Genomic DNA, 15,773 nt, shown 5'->3' with positions numbered 1-15,773 from the left:
ATCACTCATATGACAGCGGGCACGCCGAGGCAAGCCCCGCCACACCCGTCCGGCCTCTACGGGCGGCGGGTCAGGCGCAGCCGGATGTCGTGCTCGGCCCACAGGACGAAACGTTCGACCGGCGTCACCGGGTGGTCCTCGACCGGCTCGAAGGCGAACCTCCTGAGCAGCACCGCCAGCACCAGCTGGGTCTCGACCATGGCCAGGCTCGCCCCCTCGCAGCCGCGCGGCCCGAGGCCGAACGGGAGGTAGGCGTAGCGGGGGCGGGCGGCCTGCTCCTCGGGGGTGAACCTGCCGGGCCTGAACGCGTGCGGGTCGGGCCAGTGGCGCGGGTCGAGGTGCACGGCCCAGAAGGGGTAGAAGATCGTGGTGCCCGCCGGGACGCGGTGGGGGCCGAGGAGGAGGTCCTCGGTGGTCTCGCGGGCGCCGTACGGGCCGGGCGGGTAGAGGCGCATCGACTCCTTGAGCGCCATCTCCAGGTACGTCAGGCGGCGCAGGTCGGCGTACTCGGGGGCGGGGCGCGCGCCGAGCACGTCGTCCACCTCGGCGGCCACCCGGGCGGCGGGGCCGGGGTTGCCGGCCAGCAGATGGAGCGTCCAGGAGACGGCCACGCCGGTGGTGTGGTGGGCCGCGAGCATGATCATGAGCACGGTGTCCCTGATCCGCGCGGGCGACATGTCCGCCTCGGCCAGGGCGGTGACCAGTTCGCTGCCGCCGCGCGCCAGCACCCCGTCCACGACCTCGCGCAGGTACGCCAGCGCCCGCTCACCCCGGGCCGCGTCGTCGCCGCGCTCGTACAGGCGGCCCAGGTACACGGTCAGCACGGTCTCGAACGCGCTCACCACCCGGGCGGGGTCGGCGAGGCCGCCGCCCAGGGCGTACTGGGCGATCATGCGCAGGGACAGCTCGCTCAGGTCGTGCTGGAGGGCCACCGGGCCGTCGGCGGCGCGGCGTTCCCAGCGGTCGGCCAGCTCGGTGGCCAGGGTGACGAAGCCGGCGAAGTGCGCCTCGTGCGAGCGGCGTCCGGCCAGGACCGAGAGCAGGACACGACGGAAGGGGCCGTGCTCGGCGGCGGGGAGCGTCTGCAGGTTGCCGGCCTCGCAGAGAGGCTCCAGGAACTCGAAGAGCTTGTCGGGGCGCTTGTCGATCGCGGCCGTGGCCTCCAGCAGCACGGGATCGGCCACCGAGATCGCCGCCGGCGCGCCGGGGAGCTGGAAGCGGACCAGCGGGCCGTACCGTTCGTGCAGTTCGAGCTGGTAGGTGTGCAGGCCGCCCGCGGCCGAGATCGCGCTCAGCCCGCCGTCTGCCTGAGGGGGTGGACCGGGGATGTCACGCACCAGGCCACCGTCTCGCGGACGCGCCCCCGGGGCAAGGGCACCGGCCCGGCGAGCCGCGCGGGCCCACCCGGTACGGTTGCCGGGAAGGCTCCCGGGAGCCGCCCGGCCGGGACACGCCGTACGAACCGGAAGATCACCATGCCCGCCGACTGGATCACCACGCCCATCACCGCGAGCCTCCTGCGCGGCGCCCTCGACCTGGAACGCACCGAGCACGGCCTGCTGCCGCACCGGCTGCCCGCCCGCGCCCGCGCCCAGTGCGCCGACCCGCGGCTGGCCATGGCGGAGTCGCAGCCCTCCGGGGTGCGGCTGGCCTTCCGCACCGCCGCCACCGCCGTCGAGCTGGACACGCTGCGCACCCGGCGCGTCTACACCGGCGTCCCGCCGCGCCCGGACGGCGTGTACGACCTGCTCGTCGACGGCCGCCTCACCGCCCAGGCCGGCGTGAGCGGGGGCGACACCCTGACCGTCGACCTGGCCACGGGCGCCGCCACGCACAGCGCGGGCCCGTCCGGCACCCTGCGTTTCACCGGCCTGCCCGGCCGTCTCAAGGACGTCGAGATCTGGCTCCCGCACAACGAGACCACCGAGCTCGTCGCCCTGCGCACCGACGCCGCCGTGCAGCCCGTGCCGGACCGGGGGCGGCGGGTGTGGCTGCACCACGGCAGCTCGATCAGCCAGGGGTCGGACGCCGCGAGCCCCACCGCCACCTGGCCCGCCCGTGCGGCCGGGCTCGGCGCGGTCGAGCTGGTCAACCTGGGGCTGGGCGGGAACGCGCTGCTCGACCCGTTCACCGCGCGGGCCGTCCGGGACACGCCCGCCGACCTGATCAGCCTCAAGATCGGCATCAACCTGGTCAACGCCGACCTGATGCGCCTGCGTGCCTTCACCCCGGCGGTGCACGGGTTCCTCGACACCGTCCGCGAGGGGCATCCCCGCACGCCGCTGCTGGTCGTCTCGCCCCTCTACTGTCCCGTCCACGAGGTCACCCCGGGGCCCAGCGCCTTCGACCCGGCCGCGCTGCGGAACGGGCGCGTACGGTTCCTGGCCACCGGCGACCCCGCCGAGCGCGCCGCCGGGAAGCTGACCCTCGGCGTGATCCGGGAGGAGCTGGCCGGCGTCGTACGCCTGCGGGCGGCCGAGGACCCGAACCTGCACCACCTCGACGGCCGCGCCCTCTACGGCGAGGCGGACTTCGACGAGCTGCCGCTCCCGGACGGCCTCCATCCGGACGCGGCCGCCCACCTGCGCATCGGCGACCGCTTCGCCGAGCTGGCCTTCGGCTCCGGCGGGCCGTTCTCGGCGCCTTCGGGTCCTTGACGAGGGTTGTCGGGTACTGCACGATCTGGGGAGGAATCTTGCTGACCTGCCTACGGCCGTGAGGACTCGTGAGCCAGCGGTACCAGGCGGGCGCCCGGCGGGCGCTTCGGCGGGGGGCCGGGGTGGGTGACCGGGATGAGCGCGTCCATGGTGCCGGGCGTCGGGCCCGAGCCTGCCGTGACCGGCGATCCGGCCCGCCCGCGAGGCCGCCACCGCAGTCGACACCGCGGTCGCCACCGCTCCCCGACCGTCCACCGGCCTCACCTACGAAGGGTCTCCTGATGACGCTCGCCTCCCGGCTCGGCCACGCCCCCGACGACCGGCTGCTCATCGTCAACGCCGACGACTACGGCATGAGCAGGTCGGCCAACCTCGGCATCACCTCGCTCCTGCGCGCCGGGGCGATCAGTTCGGCCACGCTGATGACGCCCTGCCCGTGGGCGCCGCAGGCCGCCGCCGAGGCCAAGGGCTTCGACGTCGGGGTGCACCTGACGCTGACCAGCGAGTGGGAGGGCTACCGCTGGGGCCCGGTCACCCGGGACCACCCCGTCACCACCCTGGTGGACGAGAGCGGCTGCTTCCCCCGCGACTGCGCCTCCTTCGAACGGGCCGCCGACCCGGACGAGGTCCGGATCGAGATCGTCAACCAGATCCGCAAGGCCGTCGCGCTCGGCCTGGACCCCTCCCACGCCGACAACCACATGGGCAGCCTGTACGGCCTGGCCACCGGACGCCACTTCCTGGACGTCGTCCTACCGGTGTGCGCCGAGTACGGCCTGCCCTTCCGCCTGCCCCGCTCACTGGCGGGCACCGGCGCGCCGGAGGAACTGGAGCCCGTGGCGCGGGCCCTGGCCGCGGCCGCCGACGAGGCCGGGGTGGTGATCCTCGACCACCTGTGGTCGCTGCCCTTCCACCAGTCCGACGGCGAGGACTACGACTCGCTCAAGAAGGACATGATCGAGCTGCTGCGCGCGCTGCGGCCGGGTGTGACGGAGATCTACATCCATCCCTTCGAGGACACCGACGAGCTGCGCGCGATCATGCCGGGCGCGGCCAAGCGCGGGTGGGAGCTGGGCCTGTTCACCGACCCCGACGTCCGCGAGGTCCTGGACGCCGAGGACGTCAAGATGATCGGCTGGCTGGACCTGCGGGCCGCGCAACGCGGGCAGCGCCCCTGACCCCTACCCGGGCCGTCCTCCGGAACCCAGGGCTTCCGGGGTCAGGGGCGGCGGGTCGCGGTGACGTCGAGTTCCAGCACCACCTTTCGGGCGACCAGGAGCGCGGTCGCGGCGTTCCAGTTGACGCCCCAGTCCAGGCGGTCGATCGTGGCGCCGCCGCCGAAGCGGACCCGGTCGCCGTCGCCGGTCAGCGTGAGGTCCAGGGCGACCGGCTGGGTCACGCCGCACATGGTCAGGTCGCCGGTGAGCCGGAACGCGGCCTCGCCGGTCCGTTCGGCGCCGGTCGAGGTGAAGGTGATGGACGGGTGGTCGCCGACGCGCAGGAACCTGCCGCGCAGGTGCCCGTCGCGCTGCTCGCTGCCGGTGCGGATGCTGTGCGACCGGATCGCGAGCCGGACATCGGACCTCGACGGGTCGTCGCCGTCGAGGCGCAGAGCGCCTTCGAAGTCGTCGAACCGCCCGCGTACCCTGGAGGCCATCGTGTGCCGGGCGACGAAGCCGATCCGGGTGCCGGTGGGGTCGATCACGTAGTCGCCGGTGAGCGTGCTGAGGCTGGTCGTGCTGGTCATCGCTGTTCGCTCCTGGAGGGGAAGGGTGCCGTCTCGGTCGTACGACGACGCACCGCCGCCGAATGTCAGGCGGCGTACGGCCTGACGTTTGGCGGGGCCGTCTCGTCGTACTGCCGCAGGACGAACACGACACGAGGAAGGCCGGCGACACCATGACCACCCCATCCGACCCTGGCCTGGACGCGATCATGAGCGAGCGGCGGCAGCTCATCAACCTGGCCTACCGGCTGCTGGGCTCGCTGGCCGACGCCGAGGACGTCGTCCAGGAGACCTACGCCCGCTGGTACGCCATGTCGCGGGAGCAGCAGGAGGCGATCGACGTCCCGGGCGCCTGGCTGACCAGGGTCGCCGGGCGTATCTGCCTGGACCTGCTCGGCTCGGCGCGTGCCCGCCGCGAGCGCTACGTCGGCGAATGGATCCCCGAACCGCTCCCGGACCGCGCGGAATGGCCCGGCGACGACCCGGCCGACCGGGTGACCCTGGACGAGTCGGTCAACATGGCCTTCCTCGTCGTCCTGGAGTCGATGACCCCGGCCGAGCGGGTCGCGTTCATCCTGCACGACGTCTTCCGCTACCCCTTCGCCGAGGTGGCCGAGGTCGTCGGCCGTACTCCGGCGGCCTGCCGCCAGCTGGCCTCCTCGGCCCGCGGCCGTATCCGGGCCGCGCGGGCCCCGGTGACGCCGGTGGCCCGGCAGGCGGGCATCGTCCGGGGGTTCAAGCAGGCGTGGGAGGCCAAGGACATCAAGGCCCTGGTCGCCCTGCTCGATCCCGACGCCACCGGCGTCGCCGACGGCGGCGGCCTGGTCAGCGCCGTGCTGGAGCCGGTCGAGGGCGGCGAGCGGATCGCGCGCTACCTGGTCGACCTCGCCGAGCGGGCGCCGGGCCTGACGATCCTGGAGCGCACGGTCAACGGCCAGCCCGGCCTGGTGGCCCAGCAGGACGGCGTCACGGTGGTGGTGATGGCCTTCGAGGTGGTGAACGACCGGATCAGGCACTTCTGGGCCGTACGCAACCCCGACAAGCTCCGCCCGTGGACGGCGGGCTGACCGCCGTCGGAACCGGGCGCCCAGGAGGCGGCTACGCGGGGTCCGTGGGCACCAGGTAGCGGCGTTTGCGGTCGGTGAGGTCGAGCAGCCGGCCGCCGTTGGCCTCGATGACGCGCCGGGAGGCGGTGTTCGTCCGGTCGCACATGACCAGCGCGCTGGTGACGCCCAGCCGCCGCGCGATCGGCAGCGCCGCCGCGAGCATCGCCGTCGCGTGCCCCCGCCGCCGGGCGCCGGGCCGCACGTCGTAGCCGATGTGGCCGCCCAGCCGCTCCAGCGCCGGGGTGAGCCGGTGGCGGACGGCCAGCCTGCCCAGGAAACGTTCGCCGTCCACCCACCACAGCGTCGTCATGGGCACGAACCCGTCGCGGACGCCCGCCTCGGTGCGCTCGCCGAGCAGCCGCGCCACGTACGCGGCGAAGCCCGCCCGGCCGGTCAGCGCCTCGGGATCGACGTCCTGGACGAACCACGGGACCGGGAAGTCCCGGTCGGCCCGGAACTCGGCCACCGCCGCCAGGAACGAGGGCCGCAACCGCTCGGAGGGATCGACGAGACCCGGCAGACCCGGCATGACGACCATGATGCCGGGCGGCCGGTCAGGACGGCGACGGGGTTTTCGCGGTGGCCCGGTCGAAGAGGTCGACGAGCTCGGTGGCGCAGTGGTCGGGGTCGAGGCCACCGGCGACCCGGTCGGCCACCGCGTCGATGGCGGCGCGCAGGGCCATGGCCATCAGGACGCTGTCGAACGCCCGGAACGCCCCCGTACGCCGGCCGTCCTCGAACAGGGCGGCCAGCCGGCCGATCGCGGCGTCCCGCTCACCGCCCCCCACGGGCGTGCGGTTGAACGCGATCTGCTGGACCGCGCGCACGTGGGCGGGGTGGGCGGCGATGAAGGCGACGTTCGCCCTGATGAACGCCTCAAGCTGGGCGCGGGCCCCGGAGGCGGCCTCGATCGCCGGCCGCATGGAGGCGGCGGCGTCGGTGACGACCTGCCGGACGACGGCCTCGAAGAGCTGGTCCTTGGTGGAGAAGTGGTAGGAGATGAGCCTCTTGCTGCTGAGCCCGGCGCGCTCGCAGATGGAGTCGAAGGTGGTCTCCGCGTAACCCCGCTCGGCGAGCACGGCGATCGCCGCCGCGGCGATCTGGGCCTTCCGGGCCTCGGTGGCCGCCTGACGGGTTCCGGAGCTCTCCATGTCAGCCCAGCTTGCCACGCCTCGGGAACGCCTCGCGCACGGCACGTCGGTTGACGACGACCGCGACGGCGGCGACCAGGAGGCCGACCACGCCCTGCTCGGCCTTCATCCACAGCGGATAGCCGCTGTCCGGCGCGAGGAGGATGAGCACGATGCCGACGGGCGCGGCGAGGGAGACGAAGCGGATGCGCACGTAGGCGGCCCGCCTGCCCCGCGCGGCCTGTCCGGCGAGGGCGACGAGCCAGGCGGAGGCCGCGGCGACGGCGGCGGCGCGTACCCACACCACCCAGTTGCCGCCGACGACGGCGGCGACGCCGAGCGTCGCGATCGAGACGACGAGGACGGCGACGAAGAGACCGCGGACGAGCGGCCAGACCTTGTTGTTATCCATGCGGATAAATTTATTCGCTTGGATAAGAAAACGCGCGCGGGATCCGGCGTCCGGCTAATTCCTTTGCCCGCGGCGCGGCGGGCCGGTCATGATCGATCATGACCGTGACACCCGAGGTGCTGACCTACTACGCACAGGACCTGGAGCATGATCGGCTACGCGAGGGCCGCGGCCGCCTGGAGTTCTGGCGCACCCAGGACGTGCTCCGCCGCACACTGCCCCCACCCCCGGCCAGAGTCCTCGACGTCGGCGGCGGCACCGGCGTGCACGCCGAATGGCTGCTGGCCGACGGCTACGAGGTGACCCTGCTCGACCCGGTCCCGTTGCACGTGGAGCGGGCGGCCGGAGTGCCGGGGCTGCGCGCCGCGCTTGGGGACGCGCGCCGGCTGCCGGTGCCCGATCAGGGCGCGGACGTCGTTCTGCTGCTGGGCCCGCTCTACCATGTGGCCGAACGGGCCGACCGGATGCGGGCCCTGCGCGAGGCGCGGCGCGCCGTACGACCCGGCGGGCTCGTGGCGGCGGCCACCATCAACCGGCACGCGGCCGTGCTCGACACCGTCCACCTGGGGACGTACCTGGAGGAACCCCAGCGGGAGGCGGCCCGAGCCGCCGCGGCGCACGGCGTCATGCGCTCACCCCGGCGCGGATTCACCGCCTACTTCCACCAGCCGGACGAGGTGTGCGCCGAGTTCGCCGACGCCGGCCTCCCCGGCGCCGCGCAGTACGGTCTGGAAGGCCCTTTCTGGCTCTACGGCGACGTCGCCGACTGGCTCGACGACCCCGCCCGCCGGACCCTGCTCCTGGACGCCCAGCGCTCGATGGAGTCGGAGCCCTCGCTGCTGGGCGTCAGCGGCCACCTGCTGACCGTCGCCCGCCGGGAGTCCTGAGCCTTTTCCTACACGCCCTTGACGGCGGTGCGGGTGGCCGGCGTCTCCTTCGTGCTGGACCGGCTGACCGGGCCGGACGCGGCCTGCCGGCCTCGACCTAGACGGCACCACGTACGCCCGGATCCCGAAGGGCGGCCTGTCGCGGCCGTTCCTGTTCCTGGGGTCGGCGGGCCACCCGCCCGGCGGGCGCGACAACTCGTGGGACCGCGACTGGAGGTGCTGTCCGGCTGGAAGCGGTGGCTGCTGCTGCCCGGCGCGGACCTCCAGACGTTCACCGACGTGCCGCTGCCGGCCGGGCCCGAGGTCCGGTTCTGCGCGCCCGAGCGGAAGGACTGCCGGTGAACGGCGACCCGGTCCGGGGTGACGCGGTCGGTTGAGGCGGTCGGTCGAGGCGGTCAGTCGAGGCGGTCGAGCAGGTCGTCGAGGGCCTGGGTGAGGGCCGCGGAGGTGGCGGGGGTGAACCAGGTGGTGCGGATACGCTCGTTGCTGCCGTTCGGGGTCTCGTGGTCGGCCGCGAGCTGCCGCAGCGAACGGCTCTCGTCGCCCAGGGCGCGCCCGAGGTCCTGGAAGAGGCCGCGGACGTAGCGTTCGGCGACCTCGGCGGGGAGGCCGTGGCCGGCGGCCCACGAGGTGAGCGTGGCGAGGTAGGACAGGTGGGTGGTCAGCGTCGCCGACAGCGCGGAGAAGACGTTGAAGGCGGCCTCGTCCTCGACCGGCAGCACCCCGCCCAGGCGGTCGAAGAGGGCGTCCACCGCCGGGTGCGCCGGGCAGGTCACCGTGACCGATTCGCGGTCGCGGACGGCGGGCATGGGGATGGCCCGTACCAGCGTGGCGCCGGTGGCGAGTTGCCCGCGCAGGTCGTCGTTCGCGACGCCGGCCATCACGTTGACCACGATCCGGTCGTCGTCCACGCGCAGGCCGGCCAGCGCCTCGTGCCGGTCCGGCGGGCGTACGGCGACGATGACCAGCTCCGAACGGTCCACCACCTCCTGGTTGCCGGCGCAGACCCGGACGCCTTCGTACCGCTCCGACAGCTCCTTGGCGGCGCGCGCTCCGCGTGGGGAGAGGAACACCTCGGGACGCTCGCCGGGCGCCTCGCACAGGCCCGTCACGATGGCCCGGCCGATCTCGCCCACCCCGATGACCCCGATCCGCTGCACCAAGTCTTCCTCCCGATCCGTGGTCGTACGTACTACAGCAGTCTGTACCGTTACTTCGGTTGCTGGCGGGATTCAGCGCGGAGACCGGTGTCCATAGCGTTGTCCTCATGAGCGATCCGTACAGAATTGACACATATGAGCGGGCGGCGCACAGCCCGCGGACCCGGCCGCGGCGATCGGCGTCGCGCCCCCTGCTGTGGATCATGGCGGTGGGCGGCGCGTCGGTGAACGTGGCGGCCAATATCGTCATGCGGGGCGATCTGACCGCCCTCGGGCTGGCGTCGGGCGTGGTGGGCGTGGCGGGCATCGCCGGGCTGCTGATCCTGCGCTTCGCCGGGGGCCGGTCGTGAGCGCGGTCGTGAGGCCCGTCATGGAGGCGGTCGTCACGCTGGAGCGCGTGAGCAAGACCTACGGTGACGTGGTCGCCCTCGACGACGTCACGCTGGCCTTCCCGCGCGGCCGGTTCGTGGCCGTGATGGGGCCGTCGGGCTCGGGGAAGAGCACCCTCCTGCAGGCCGCCGCGGCCCTGGAGCCGCCGACGTCCGGCGAGATCACCATCTGCGGCGCCGAGGTCACCCGCATGTCGGAGACCAGGCGCACGGAGTGGCGCAGGAAGCACCTGGGCTACGTGTTCCAGTCCTACAACCTGCTGCCCACCGTGACCGTCGAGGACAACGTCACGTTGCCGTTGCGGATGGCCGGGGTTCGCCCGGACCGGGCCTGGCTCGGCGAACTGGTCGACCGGATGGGCCTGCGCGACCGGATGCGGCACCTGCCCACGGAGTTGTCGGGCGGCCAGCAGCAGCGGGCGGCGATCGTCCGGGCCCTGGCCGCGCGCCCCGACGTGGTGTTCGCCGACGAGCCCACCGGCGCCCTCGACCTGCGCAGCGCCGCCCACGTGCTGGACCTGCTGCGCGAGCTGGTCGACGACCTGGGCCAGACCGTCGTCATGGTCACCCACGACCCGGCCGCCGCGGCCCGCGCGCACGACACCGTGGTCATGGCCGACGGGCGGGTCCTCGACGTCCTGCCCGCCCCGACCGCCGAGGACCTGGCCGTCCGGCTGGCGCGGCTGAGCGAGGAGCGGGTCGCATGATCAGGCTCGCGCTGGCGCTCGCCAAGGCGGGCGGGCTGGTCGTGGTGTTCGCGGCGGTGCTGGGCGGGATGGCGCTGGTGACCGGGACCGGGGTGCTGGTGGACTCGGCCTTCCGCGCGCAGCCGCCCCTGCGGCTCTCGGGCGCGGACGTGCTGGTCTCGGCCCGGCAGACGATCCCGCTGAAGGAGGAGCCGGACATCGCGCTGCCCGAACGCGCCAGGATCCCCGGCTCGCTGGTCGCCTCGGCGTCCGGGGTGCCCGGCGTGGCGGCCGTGGCTGGTGACCTCGCCTTTCCCGCCGCCGTCGGGTCCGGGACGGCCGGGCGGACCGCCGACCCGGCCACCGCCGGGCACGGCTGGTCGTCCCTGGCGCTGAGCGGCCGGATCACCGCCGGGCGGGCGCCGCGCGCCGCCGACGAGATCGCGGTGAGCGGCGCGCGGGTCGGCGACCGGCTGCGGCTGACGGCGGCCGGCACGCCGGGCACCTACCGGGTGAGCGCCGTGGTGGACGCCCCCGGCGTGTACTTCACCGACGCCGTCGCCACCGCCCTGGCCGCCCGGACGGCGGGCCGGGCGCGGACGGTGGACCTCGTCGCGGTCCGCGCGGAGCCCGGCGTCTCCCCCGAGACGCTGGCCGCCCGGCTGAAGGCCCGCCTGGGCGACGGCTACGAGTACGCCACCGGCCGGGACCGGGCCGACGCGGAGTCGCCGGGCGCGGCGGCCGGCCGCGGGCTGCTGCTGGTCCTGCCCTCCTCGATCGGCGGGATCAGCCTGCTGGTGGTCGGGTTCGTGGTGGGCGGTGGCCTGGCGCTGTCGGTCAACCGGCAGCGCCGCGACCTCGCCCTGCTGCGCGCGGCCGGCGCGACGCCGCGTCAGGTGCGCAGGCTGGTGGCCGTCCAGGCCGCGGCGGCGGCGCTGCCGGCCGTGCCGTTCGGGGCCGCGCTCGGCTACTTCCTGGCCGCCCGCTTCGGCGAGCTGCTGGCCGGGATCGGGCTGATTCGCGCGGACCAGCCGCTGGTGTACGGGCCGCTGCCGGCCGTGGCCGCGACGCTGCTGCTGCTCGGCGTCACGCGGGTGGCCGCGTGGGCGGGGTCGCTGCGGGTCTCGCGCATGCCGGTGGTCTCCGGGCTGCCCGAGCCGCGCACGCCGTCGCCGGGGCGGACCCGGGCGGGGCTGCTGCTCATGCTCGCCGCGCTGGCGCTGTCCGTGACGCCGCTGTTCGTGCGGAGCGAGGCGGGCATGATCGGTCCGGGCATCGCGTCGATCGTCGCGGTGATCGGCCTGGCGCTGGCCGGCCCGCGGCTGGTGCAGGAGGTGGCCAGGGCGGTGTCCGGGTCGCGGCTCATGACGCGGCTGCCCGGCCCGCTGTGGCTGGCGGTGCACAACTCCCACGGGTACGCGCTGCGCACCGCCGGGGCCGTGGCCGCCCTCGGCATGGTCCTCACGCTCGGCCTCAGCGTGGTGCTCTCCCAGACCACGATGGAGAGGGCGCGCGCCGACGAGGTCGCCCTGGGCCTGCGCGGCCTCGTCACGATCACCGCTCCGGAGCTCGGCGGCGTCCCGCGCGACCTGCTGGCCGACGTGCGGTCGCGGACGAAGGCGGCGGGCATGGCGATGACGACCGTGGTCACCGAGCCGCTGCTGACCGGCGACAGCCCCGCCCTGATGGCCAGGCCCGCCATGGCGCTCGGCCCGGACGCCGAGGGCCTGGTCGACCTGGACCTCGCCGACGGCGGCCTGTCCGGACTCAAGGGCGCGGCCGTCGCGGTGGAAGAGGGCCTGGGCCAGGTGGGCCGGACCATGGACATGATCATGGGCGACGGCGCGCGGGTGCGGGCGCGGGTGGCCGCCACCTACCGGCGCGGCCTCGGGTTCGGCCCGATCGTGGTCTCCCGCGACCTGGCCGCCGCGCACACGACGACCGGCCTGGACAGCGCGGTGCTGGCCCGTCCTGCCGACTTCGGCGACCTCGCGAGCCGCCCCGGGCTGCGCTTCGACAGCCGCGCCGCGGGACCGCAGGCCGCCATGGCCTCGGCCCAGACGCTGGTGAACGTGGCCGTGCTCGCCGTGCTGCTGGGCTACGTGCTGGTGGCGGTCGCCAACCGGCTGGTGGCGACGACGACCGCGCGCCGGGAGGAGTTCGCCGGGCTGCGCGCGATCGGCCTGACCCGGCGTCAGCTCAGGCGGGTGGTGCGCTGGGAGGCGCTGCTCGTGGGCGCCGGGGCGTCGCTGTCGGGGCTGGTGCTGTCGGCGGTGCCGCTGGTGCTGCTGAGCGTGGGCTTCCTGGCCCGCCCGCTGCCTGCCGGGCCGTTGTGGCTGGTCCCGGCCTCTATCCTGGCAGTGATGACGATTGTGTCCCTCGCGATGGAGCTACCCGCCCGGAAGATCATGACGTGACGTGAAAGCTCTGTGGCGGTTCGTTCGGTATCACTTGATCGTGTTCGCGTCGGCCCTGGCGGCGATGGTCTCGCTGGCGGTGCTCGCTGTGGGCCTGGCGCTCGTCCCGGTGGGCGGGGCGGGGCTGGTCCTGGTGCCGCGCATGATGGCGGTGCTCCACCGGTGGACCGAGTGGCAGCGCGTGCAGGCCGGCGCGGTGCTGGGGGTCGCCGTGCCGGCCCGTCCGGCGCCGCCCGCCGTGACCGGGGTGCGCGACCAGTGGCGGCAGCTCCTCATGGGCACGCGGGCCAGGCGTGACCTGCGCTGGACGGCGCTGCACGTCGTCATGGGCCTGCCCGCCGCGCTGGCCGCGCTCGGGGTGGCCGGGCTGCTGGTGAACCCCGTGCTGGAGGCCCCGCTGTGGTGGTTGTTCCCCGCGGACGACCCGCTGCGGCTGCTGGTGGCCCTCCCGGTCACCGGATGGGAGCAGGCGATCGGCATGGGCGTCGCGCAGGTCGTCCTGGCCGCGCCGCTGGCCTGGTGGGCGCTGCCGCGGCTGGCCCGGCTGCACGCCCGCGCCTGCCTGGCCGCGCTCGCCCCCTCGGAGGCCGACCGGCTGGCCGAGCGGGTCGGCGAGCTGACCGAGAGCAGGTCGAACGTCCTCGACGCGCACGCCGCCGAGCTGCGCCGCATCGAGCGCGACCTGCACGACGGCACCCAGGCCCGGCTGGTCGCCATCGCGATGCGGCTGGCCATGGCCCGCGAGGCGCTCGACGACGACGGCGGGCCCGTCGGCCGGCTGTTGAAGGACGCGCACGAGGGCGCCGAGGAGGCGATGACCGAGTTGCGGCAGGTGATCCGCACGATGTACCCGCCCGTCCTGGCCGACCGGGGTCTGGCCGGGGCCGTGGCCGCCGTGACGGCGAAGGCCGGGGTGCCCGTCGAGACGGACGTGAGCGGCCTCGGCTCCGTACCCGCCGCGGTCGAGACGGCGGCCTACTTCATCGTGGCCGAGGCCGTCACGAACGCCGCCAAGCACAGCGGCGCCGGCCGCGTCACCGTACGGCTGACGTCGGGGCGTACACTGCGCATCGAGATCTGCGACGACGGCAAGGGCGGCGTGGACGAGAGCCGCGGCACCGGCGTCACCGGAATCCGCAGCAGGGCCGCCGCGCTCGACGGCGCAGTCACCATCGACAGCCCTCTCGGAGGGCCCACCCGTCTCGTCGTGGAGCTGCCATGCGCGTCGTGATCGCCGAGGACAACGTTCTGCTCTCGACCGGGCTGGAGCTGCTGCTGACCAGCAAGGACATCGAGGTGGCCGCGGTCGTGCCGGACGCCGGCGGCCTCATGGACGCCGTCGCCGCGCACCGGCCCGACCTGGTGATCGCCGACGTGCGGCTGCCGCCGTCCTTCCGCGACGAGGGCATCAGGGCCGCCGTCGCCCTCCGGAACGCCGACCCCACCCTGCCCATCCTGGTCCTGTCCCAGTACGTCGAGCGCATCTACGCCCGCGAGCTGCTCGCCCACGGCTCCGGCGGCGTCGGCTACCTGCTCAAGGACCGGGTCAGCCGGGTGAGCCAGTTCGTCGAGGACGTCCGCCGGGTCGCCGCGGGCGGCACGGTCATGGACCCCGAGGTCATCGCCCAGCTCATGATGGGCCGGGGCGACGGCCTGGACAGCCTCACGGCGCGGGAACGCGAAGTGCTGTCCTGGATGGCCCAGGGACTGAGCAACAACGAGATCGGGCAGCGGTTGACCGTCACCGACAATGCGGTGCACAAGCACATCGGCAGCATCTTCGCCAAGCTCGGACTGGCGGTCTCGGACGGCGGCCACCGCCGAGTGCTGGCCGTCCTGACCTTCCTCGACGGCCAATAACCCTCCCACCACGCAAACCCCCTCAAGCACGGCCTCTCCCCCATCCCCCCTTTGCCCCAACACGCCCCTTCGCCCCTTCGCCCCTTCGGCCCTTTGCCCCTTAAACCCCTCCCCGATCACCCCCTCCCCCATCGCCTTCCCTCGTCCCGGAACGCCCCTCCCCCTGACATGAGAGGGCTGCGCACCTCGGCTCACCCCGGGTACAGGCGGTCGTGTACGGCGTTGTGGACGTCGGGCGGGAGCGGGCCCTTGGTTGCGGCGGTGATGTTGGCCCGCAGGTGCGCGGCCTGGGCCGAGCCGACGATCAGGGAGTGCAGCTCCGGGCGGCCGAGGATGTACCGCAGCAGAAGTTCGGTCACCGGGGCGCCGTCCGCCAGCTCGTCCAGCCGGGCGGCGGCCAGTCGCGCGTGGCGGTCGGCCAGCGGGCGGCGGATCGGCTCCGGCACGGCCTCGGGCGGCGGCACCAGCGAGCGGGCGACCGAGCCGCGGGCGATCGTCCCCGCACCGGCTGCCGCCGCGGCCCCGGCGAACTCCTCGTGGGAACGGTCGAGCGCCGAGTACGGCAGCAGGAACACGTCGAACACCCCCATCGCGAGGTGGTCGGGCAGGTGGGGCAGCTCCCCCGACATGCCGGTGAAGCGGATCGCGCCCTCGTCCTGGAGCGCCCGCATCTCGGCGACGGTGTCCTCGGCCTCCATCACGGCGACGCTCGGGCTCAGATGGACCATCAGGACGTCGAGGTGGTCGGTACGCATCCGGCGCAGGCTGCGCTCGACGCACGCGCGGACGTTCGCCCTCGTGTAGACGTGCGCCGGGTCGCCGCCCGTGACCGGGCAGCCGCACTTGCCCATCAGGACGAACTCGTCGCGGCGGTGGGAGATCCAGCGGCCGATGTGCTCCTCGGCCTCGCCGTAGTCGGGTGAGGTGTCGATGAGGTTGATGCCCGCGTCGAGGGCCTCGTTCAGGACGGTGCGGGCTTCGTCGTCGTTCACCGGCGGGCCCCACGCCTCCGGCCCGCGCAGCTCCATGGCTCCGTAGCCGAGACGGCTCACCCGCAGGCCGGTACGGCCGAGTGTCGCGGTCGGCAGCGTCACGTCGCCGTCCTCCTGGTCGAAGGGGTGGTGGGGGGACGGTCCGGCGGGTGGCCGGGGCCGCAGATGTGCATGTCGCGCCTTCCGGTGTGGTGGTGGGAGGGGCTAGGTGTGGTGGTTGGGGGGCTAGGTGTGGTGGTTGGAGGGGCTAGAAGTCCATGTCGCCGCCGCCGGGCATGCCGGCCGGAGCAGCAGGGGTCTTCTCGGGCTTCTCGGCGATGACGGCCTCGGTGGTGAGGAAGAGCGCCGCGA

Annotated in this window: 17 protein-coding genes; 10 read left to right on the top strand and 7 right to left on the bottom strand. The window is 74.2% G+C overall.

All coding sequences use genetic code 11. From position 1 onward, the window contains the following. Positions 1-56 precede the first annotated feature (56 nt). Complete coding sequence (locus tag IEZ27_RS50055) at positions 57-1,337, bottom strand: cytochrome P450 (protein ID WP_229825062.1); 1,281 nt, start codon at positions 1,335-1,337, stop codon at positions 57-59. 138 nt (positions 1,338-1,475) lie between these two features. Here IEZ27_RS50055 and IEZ27_RS50050 point away from each other — a divergent pair, with 138 nt between their 5' ends. Continuing rightward, positions 1,476-2,657 carry a GDSL-type esterase/lipase family protein gene (locus tag IEZ27_RS50050; RefSeq protein ID WP_189653725.1) on the top strand — a complete coding sequence of 394 codons (1,182 nt, stop codon included), beginning with the start codon at positions 1,476-1,478 and terminating at the stop codon, positions 2,655-2,657. A 281-nt stretch (positions 2,658-2,938) separates the two neighbouring features. Further along, complete coding sequence (locus IEZ27_RS50045; protein WP_189653724.1) at positions 2,939-3,835, top strand: polysaccharide deacetylase family protein; 897 nt, start codon at positions 2,939-2,941, stop codon at positions 3,833-3,835. A gap of 41 nt (positions 3,836-3,876) precedes the next feature. Here the strand turns inward: IEZ27_RS50045 and IEZ27_RS50040 are convergent, their stop codons facing one another. Then, the gene (locus tag IEZ27_RS50040) at positions 3,877-4,404 is read right to left on the bottom strand and encodes a YceI family protein (protein ID WP_189653723.1); all 528 of its coding nucleotides are present in this window, start codon (positions 4,402-4,404) and stop codon (positions 3,877-3,879) included. A gap of 152 nt (positions 4,405-4,556) precedes the next feature. On the opposite strand from IEZ27_RS50040, the gene sigJ reads away from it, so the two are divergent. Continuing rightward, positions 4,557-5,450, top strand: coding sequence for an RNA polymerase sigma factor SigJ (sigJ, locus tag IEZ27_RS50035; RefSeq protein ID WP_189653722.1), 894 nt, complete (start codon positions 4,557-4,559; stop codon positions 5,448-5,450). Between the two features lie 31 nt (positions 5,451-5,481). On the opposite strand, the gene IEZ27_RS50030 is transcribed toward sigJ, so the two are convergent. From IEZ27_RS50030 to IEZ27_RS50020, 3 genes are read right to left on the bottom strand one after another with little or no spacing between them, the layout of a single operon-like run. Next, positions 5,482-6,018, bottom strand: a complete 537-nt coding sequence (locus IEZ27_RS50030; RefSeq protein ID WP_229825061.1) for a GNAT family N-acetyltransferase — start codon at positions 6,016-6,018, stop codon at positions 5,482-5,484. Positions 6,019-6,043: 25 nt separating this feature from the next. Further along, positions 6,044-6,640 carry a TetR/AcrR family transcriptional regulator gene (locus IEZ27_RS50025; protein WP_189653721.1) on the bottom strand — a complete coding sequence of 199 codons (597 nt, stop codon included), beginning with the start codon at positions 6,638-6,640 and terminating at the stop codon, positions 6,044-6,046. A 1-nt stretch (position 6,641) separates the two neighbouring features. Then, the gene (locus tag IEZ27_RS50020; RefSeq protein WP_189653720.1) at positions 6,642-7,031 is read right to left on the bottom strand and encodes a hypothetical protein; all 390 of its coding nucleotides are present in this window, start codon (positions 7,029-7,031) and stop codon (positions 6,642-6,644) included. Positions 7,032-7,129: 98 nt separating this feature from the next. Between IEZ27_RS50020 and IEZ27_RS50015 the strand changes: the two genes are divergently transcribed. Next, entirely contained in the window at positions 7,130-7,918 is a 789-nt protein-coding gene (locus IEZ27_RS50015; RefSeq protein WP_189653719.1) for a class I SAM-dependent methyltransferase, read from the top strand. A 198-nt stretch (positions 7,919-8,116) separates the two neighbouring features. Continuing rightward, positions 8,117-8,260: a hypothetical protein gene (locus IEZ27_RS50010; protein ID WP_189653718.1), complete on the top strand. Its 144-nt coding sequence runs from the start codon at positions 8,117-8,119 to the stop codon at positions 8,258-8,260. Positions 8,261-8,313: 53 nt separating this feature from the next. Here the strand turns inward: IEZ27_RS50010 and IEZ27_RS50005 are convergent, their stop codons facing one another. After that, complete coding sequence (locus IEZ27_RS50005) at positions 8,314-9,078, bottom strand: NAD(P)-binding domain-containing protein (RefSeq protein ID WP_189653717.1); 765 nt, start codon at positions 9,076-9,078, stop codon at positions 8,314-8,316. A 107-nt stretch (positions 9,079-9,185) separates the two neighbouring features. Between IEZ27_RS50005 and IEZ27_RS50000 the strand changes: the two genes are divergently transcribed. From IEZ27_RS50000 to IEZ27_RS49980, 5 genes are read left to right on the top strand one after another with little or no spacing between them, the layout of a single operon-like run. Continuing rightward, entirely contained in the window at positions 9,186-9,428 is a 243-nt protein-coding gene (locus tag IEZ27_RS50000) for a hypothetical protein (RefSeq protein WP_189653716.1), read from the top strand. Next, on the top strand, positions 9,425-10,174 hold the full coding sequence (locus tag IEZ27_RS49995; RefSeq protein WP_446686192.1) for an ABC transporter ATP-binding protein: 750 nt from the start codon (positions 9,425-9,427) through the stop codon (positions 10,172-10,174). The genes IEZ27_RS50000 and IEZ27_RS49995 overlap by 4 nt, the downstream gene beginning before the upstream one ends. Continuing rightward, positions 10,171-12,570: an FtsX-like permease family protein gene (locus IEZ27_RS49990; protein ID WP_189653715.1), complete on the top strand. Its 2,400-nt coding sequence runs from the start codon at positions 10,171-10,173 to the stop codon at positions 12,568-12,570. Before IEZ27_RS49995 ends, IEZ27_RS49990 begins: the two co-directional genes overlap by 4 nt. A 40-nt stretch (positions 12,571-12,610) precedes the next feature. Next, positions 12,611-13,801, top strand: a complete 1,191-nt coding sequence (locus tag IEZ27_RS49985) for a sensor histidine kinase (protein ID WP_229825060.1) — start codon at positions 12,611-12,613, stop codon at positions 13,799-13,801. Continuing rightward, on the top strand, positions 13,789-14,430 hold the full coding sequence (locus IEZ27_RS49980; protein WP_189653714.1) for a LuxR C-terminal-related transcriptional regulator: 642 nt from the start codon (positions 13,789-13,791) through the stop codon (positions 14,428-14,430). Before IEZ27_RS49985 ends, IEZ27_RS49980 begins: the two co-directional genes overlap by 13 nt. 191 nt (positions 14,431-14,621) lie before the next feature. Here the strand turns inward: IEZ27_RS49980 and IEZ27_RS49975 are convergent, their stop codons facing one another. Continuing rightward, entirely contained in the window at positions 14,622-15,524 is a 903-nt protein-coding gene (locus tag IEZ27_RS49975) for an aldo/keto reductase (protein WP_189653713.1), read from the bottom strand. Positions 15,525-15,773 lie beyond the last annotated feature (249 nt).

Source organism: Nonomuraea spiralis, assembly GCF_014648435.1.
GTDB classification, from domain to species: domain Bacteria; phylum Actinomycetota; class Actinomycetes; order Streptosporangiales; family Streptosporangiaceae; genus Nonomuraea; species Nonomuraea spiralis.
This window is presented reverse-complemented; position numbering and strand designations above follow the sequence as displayed.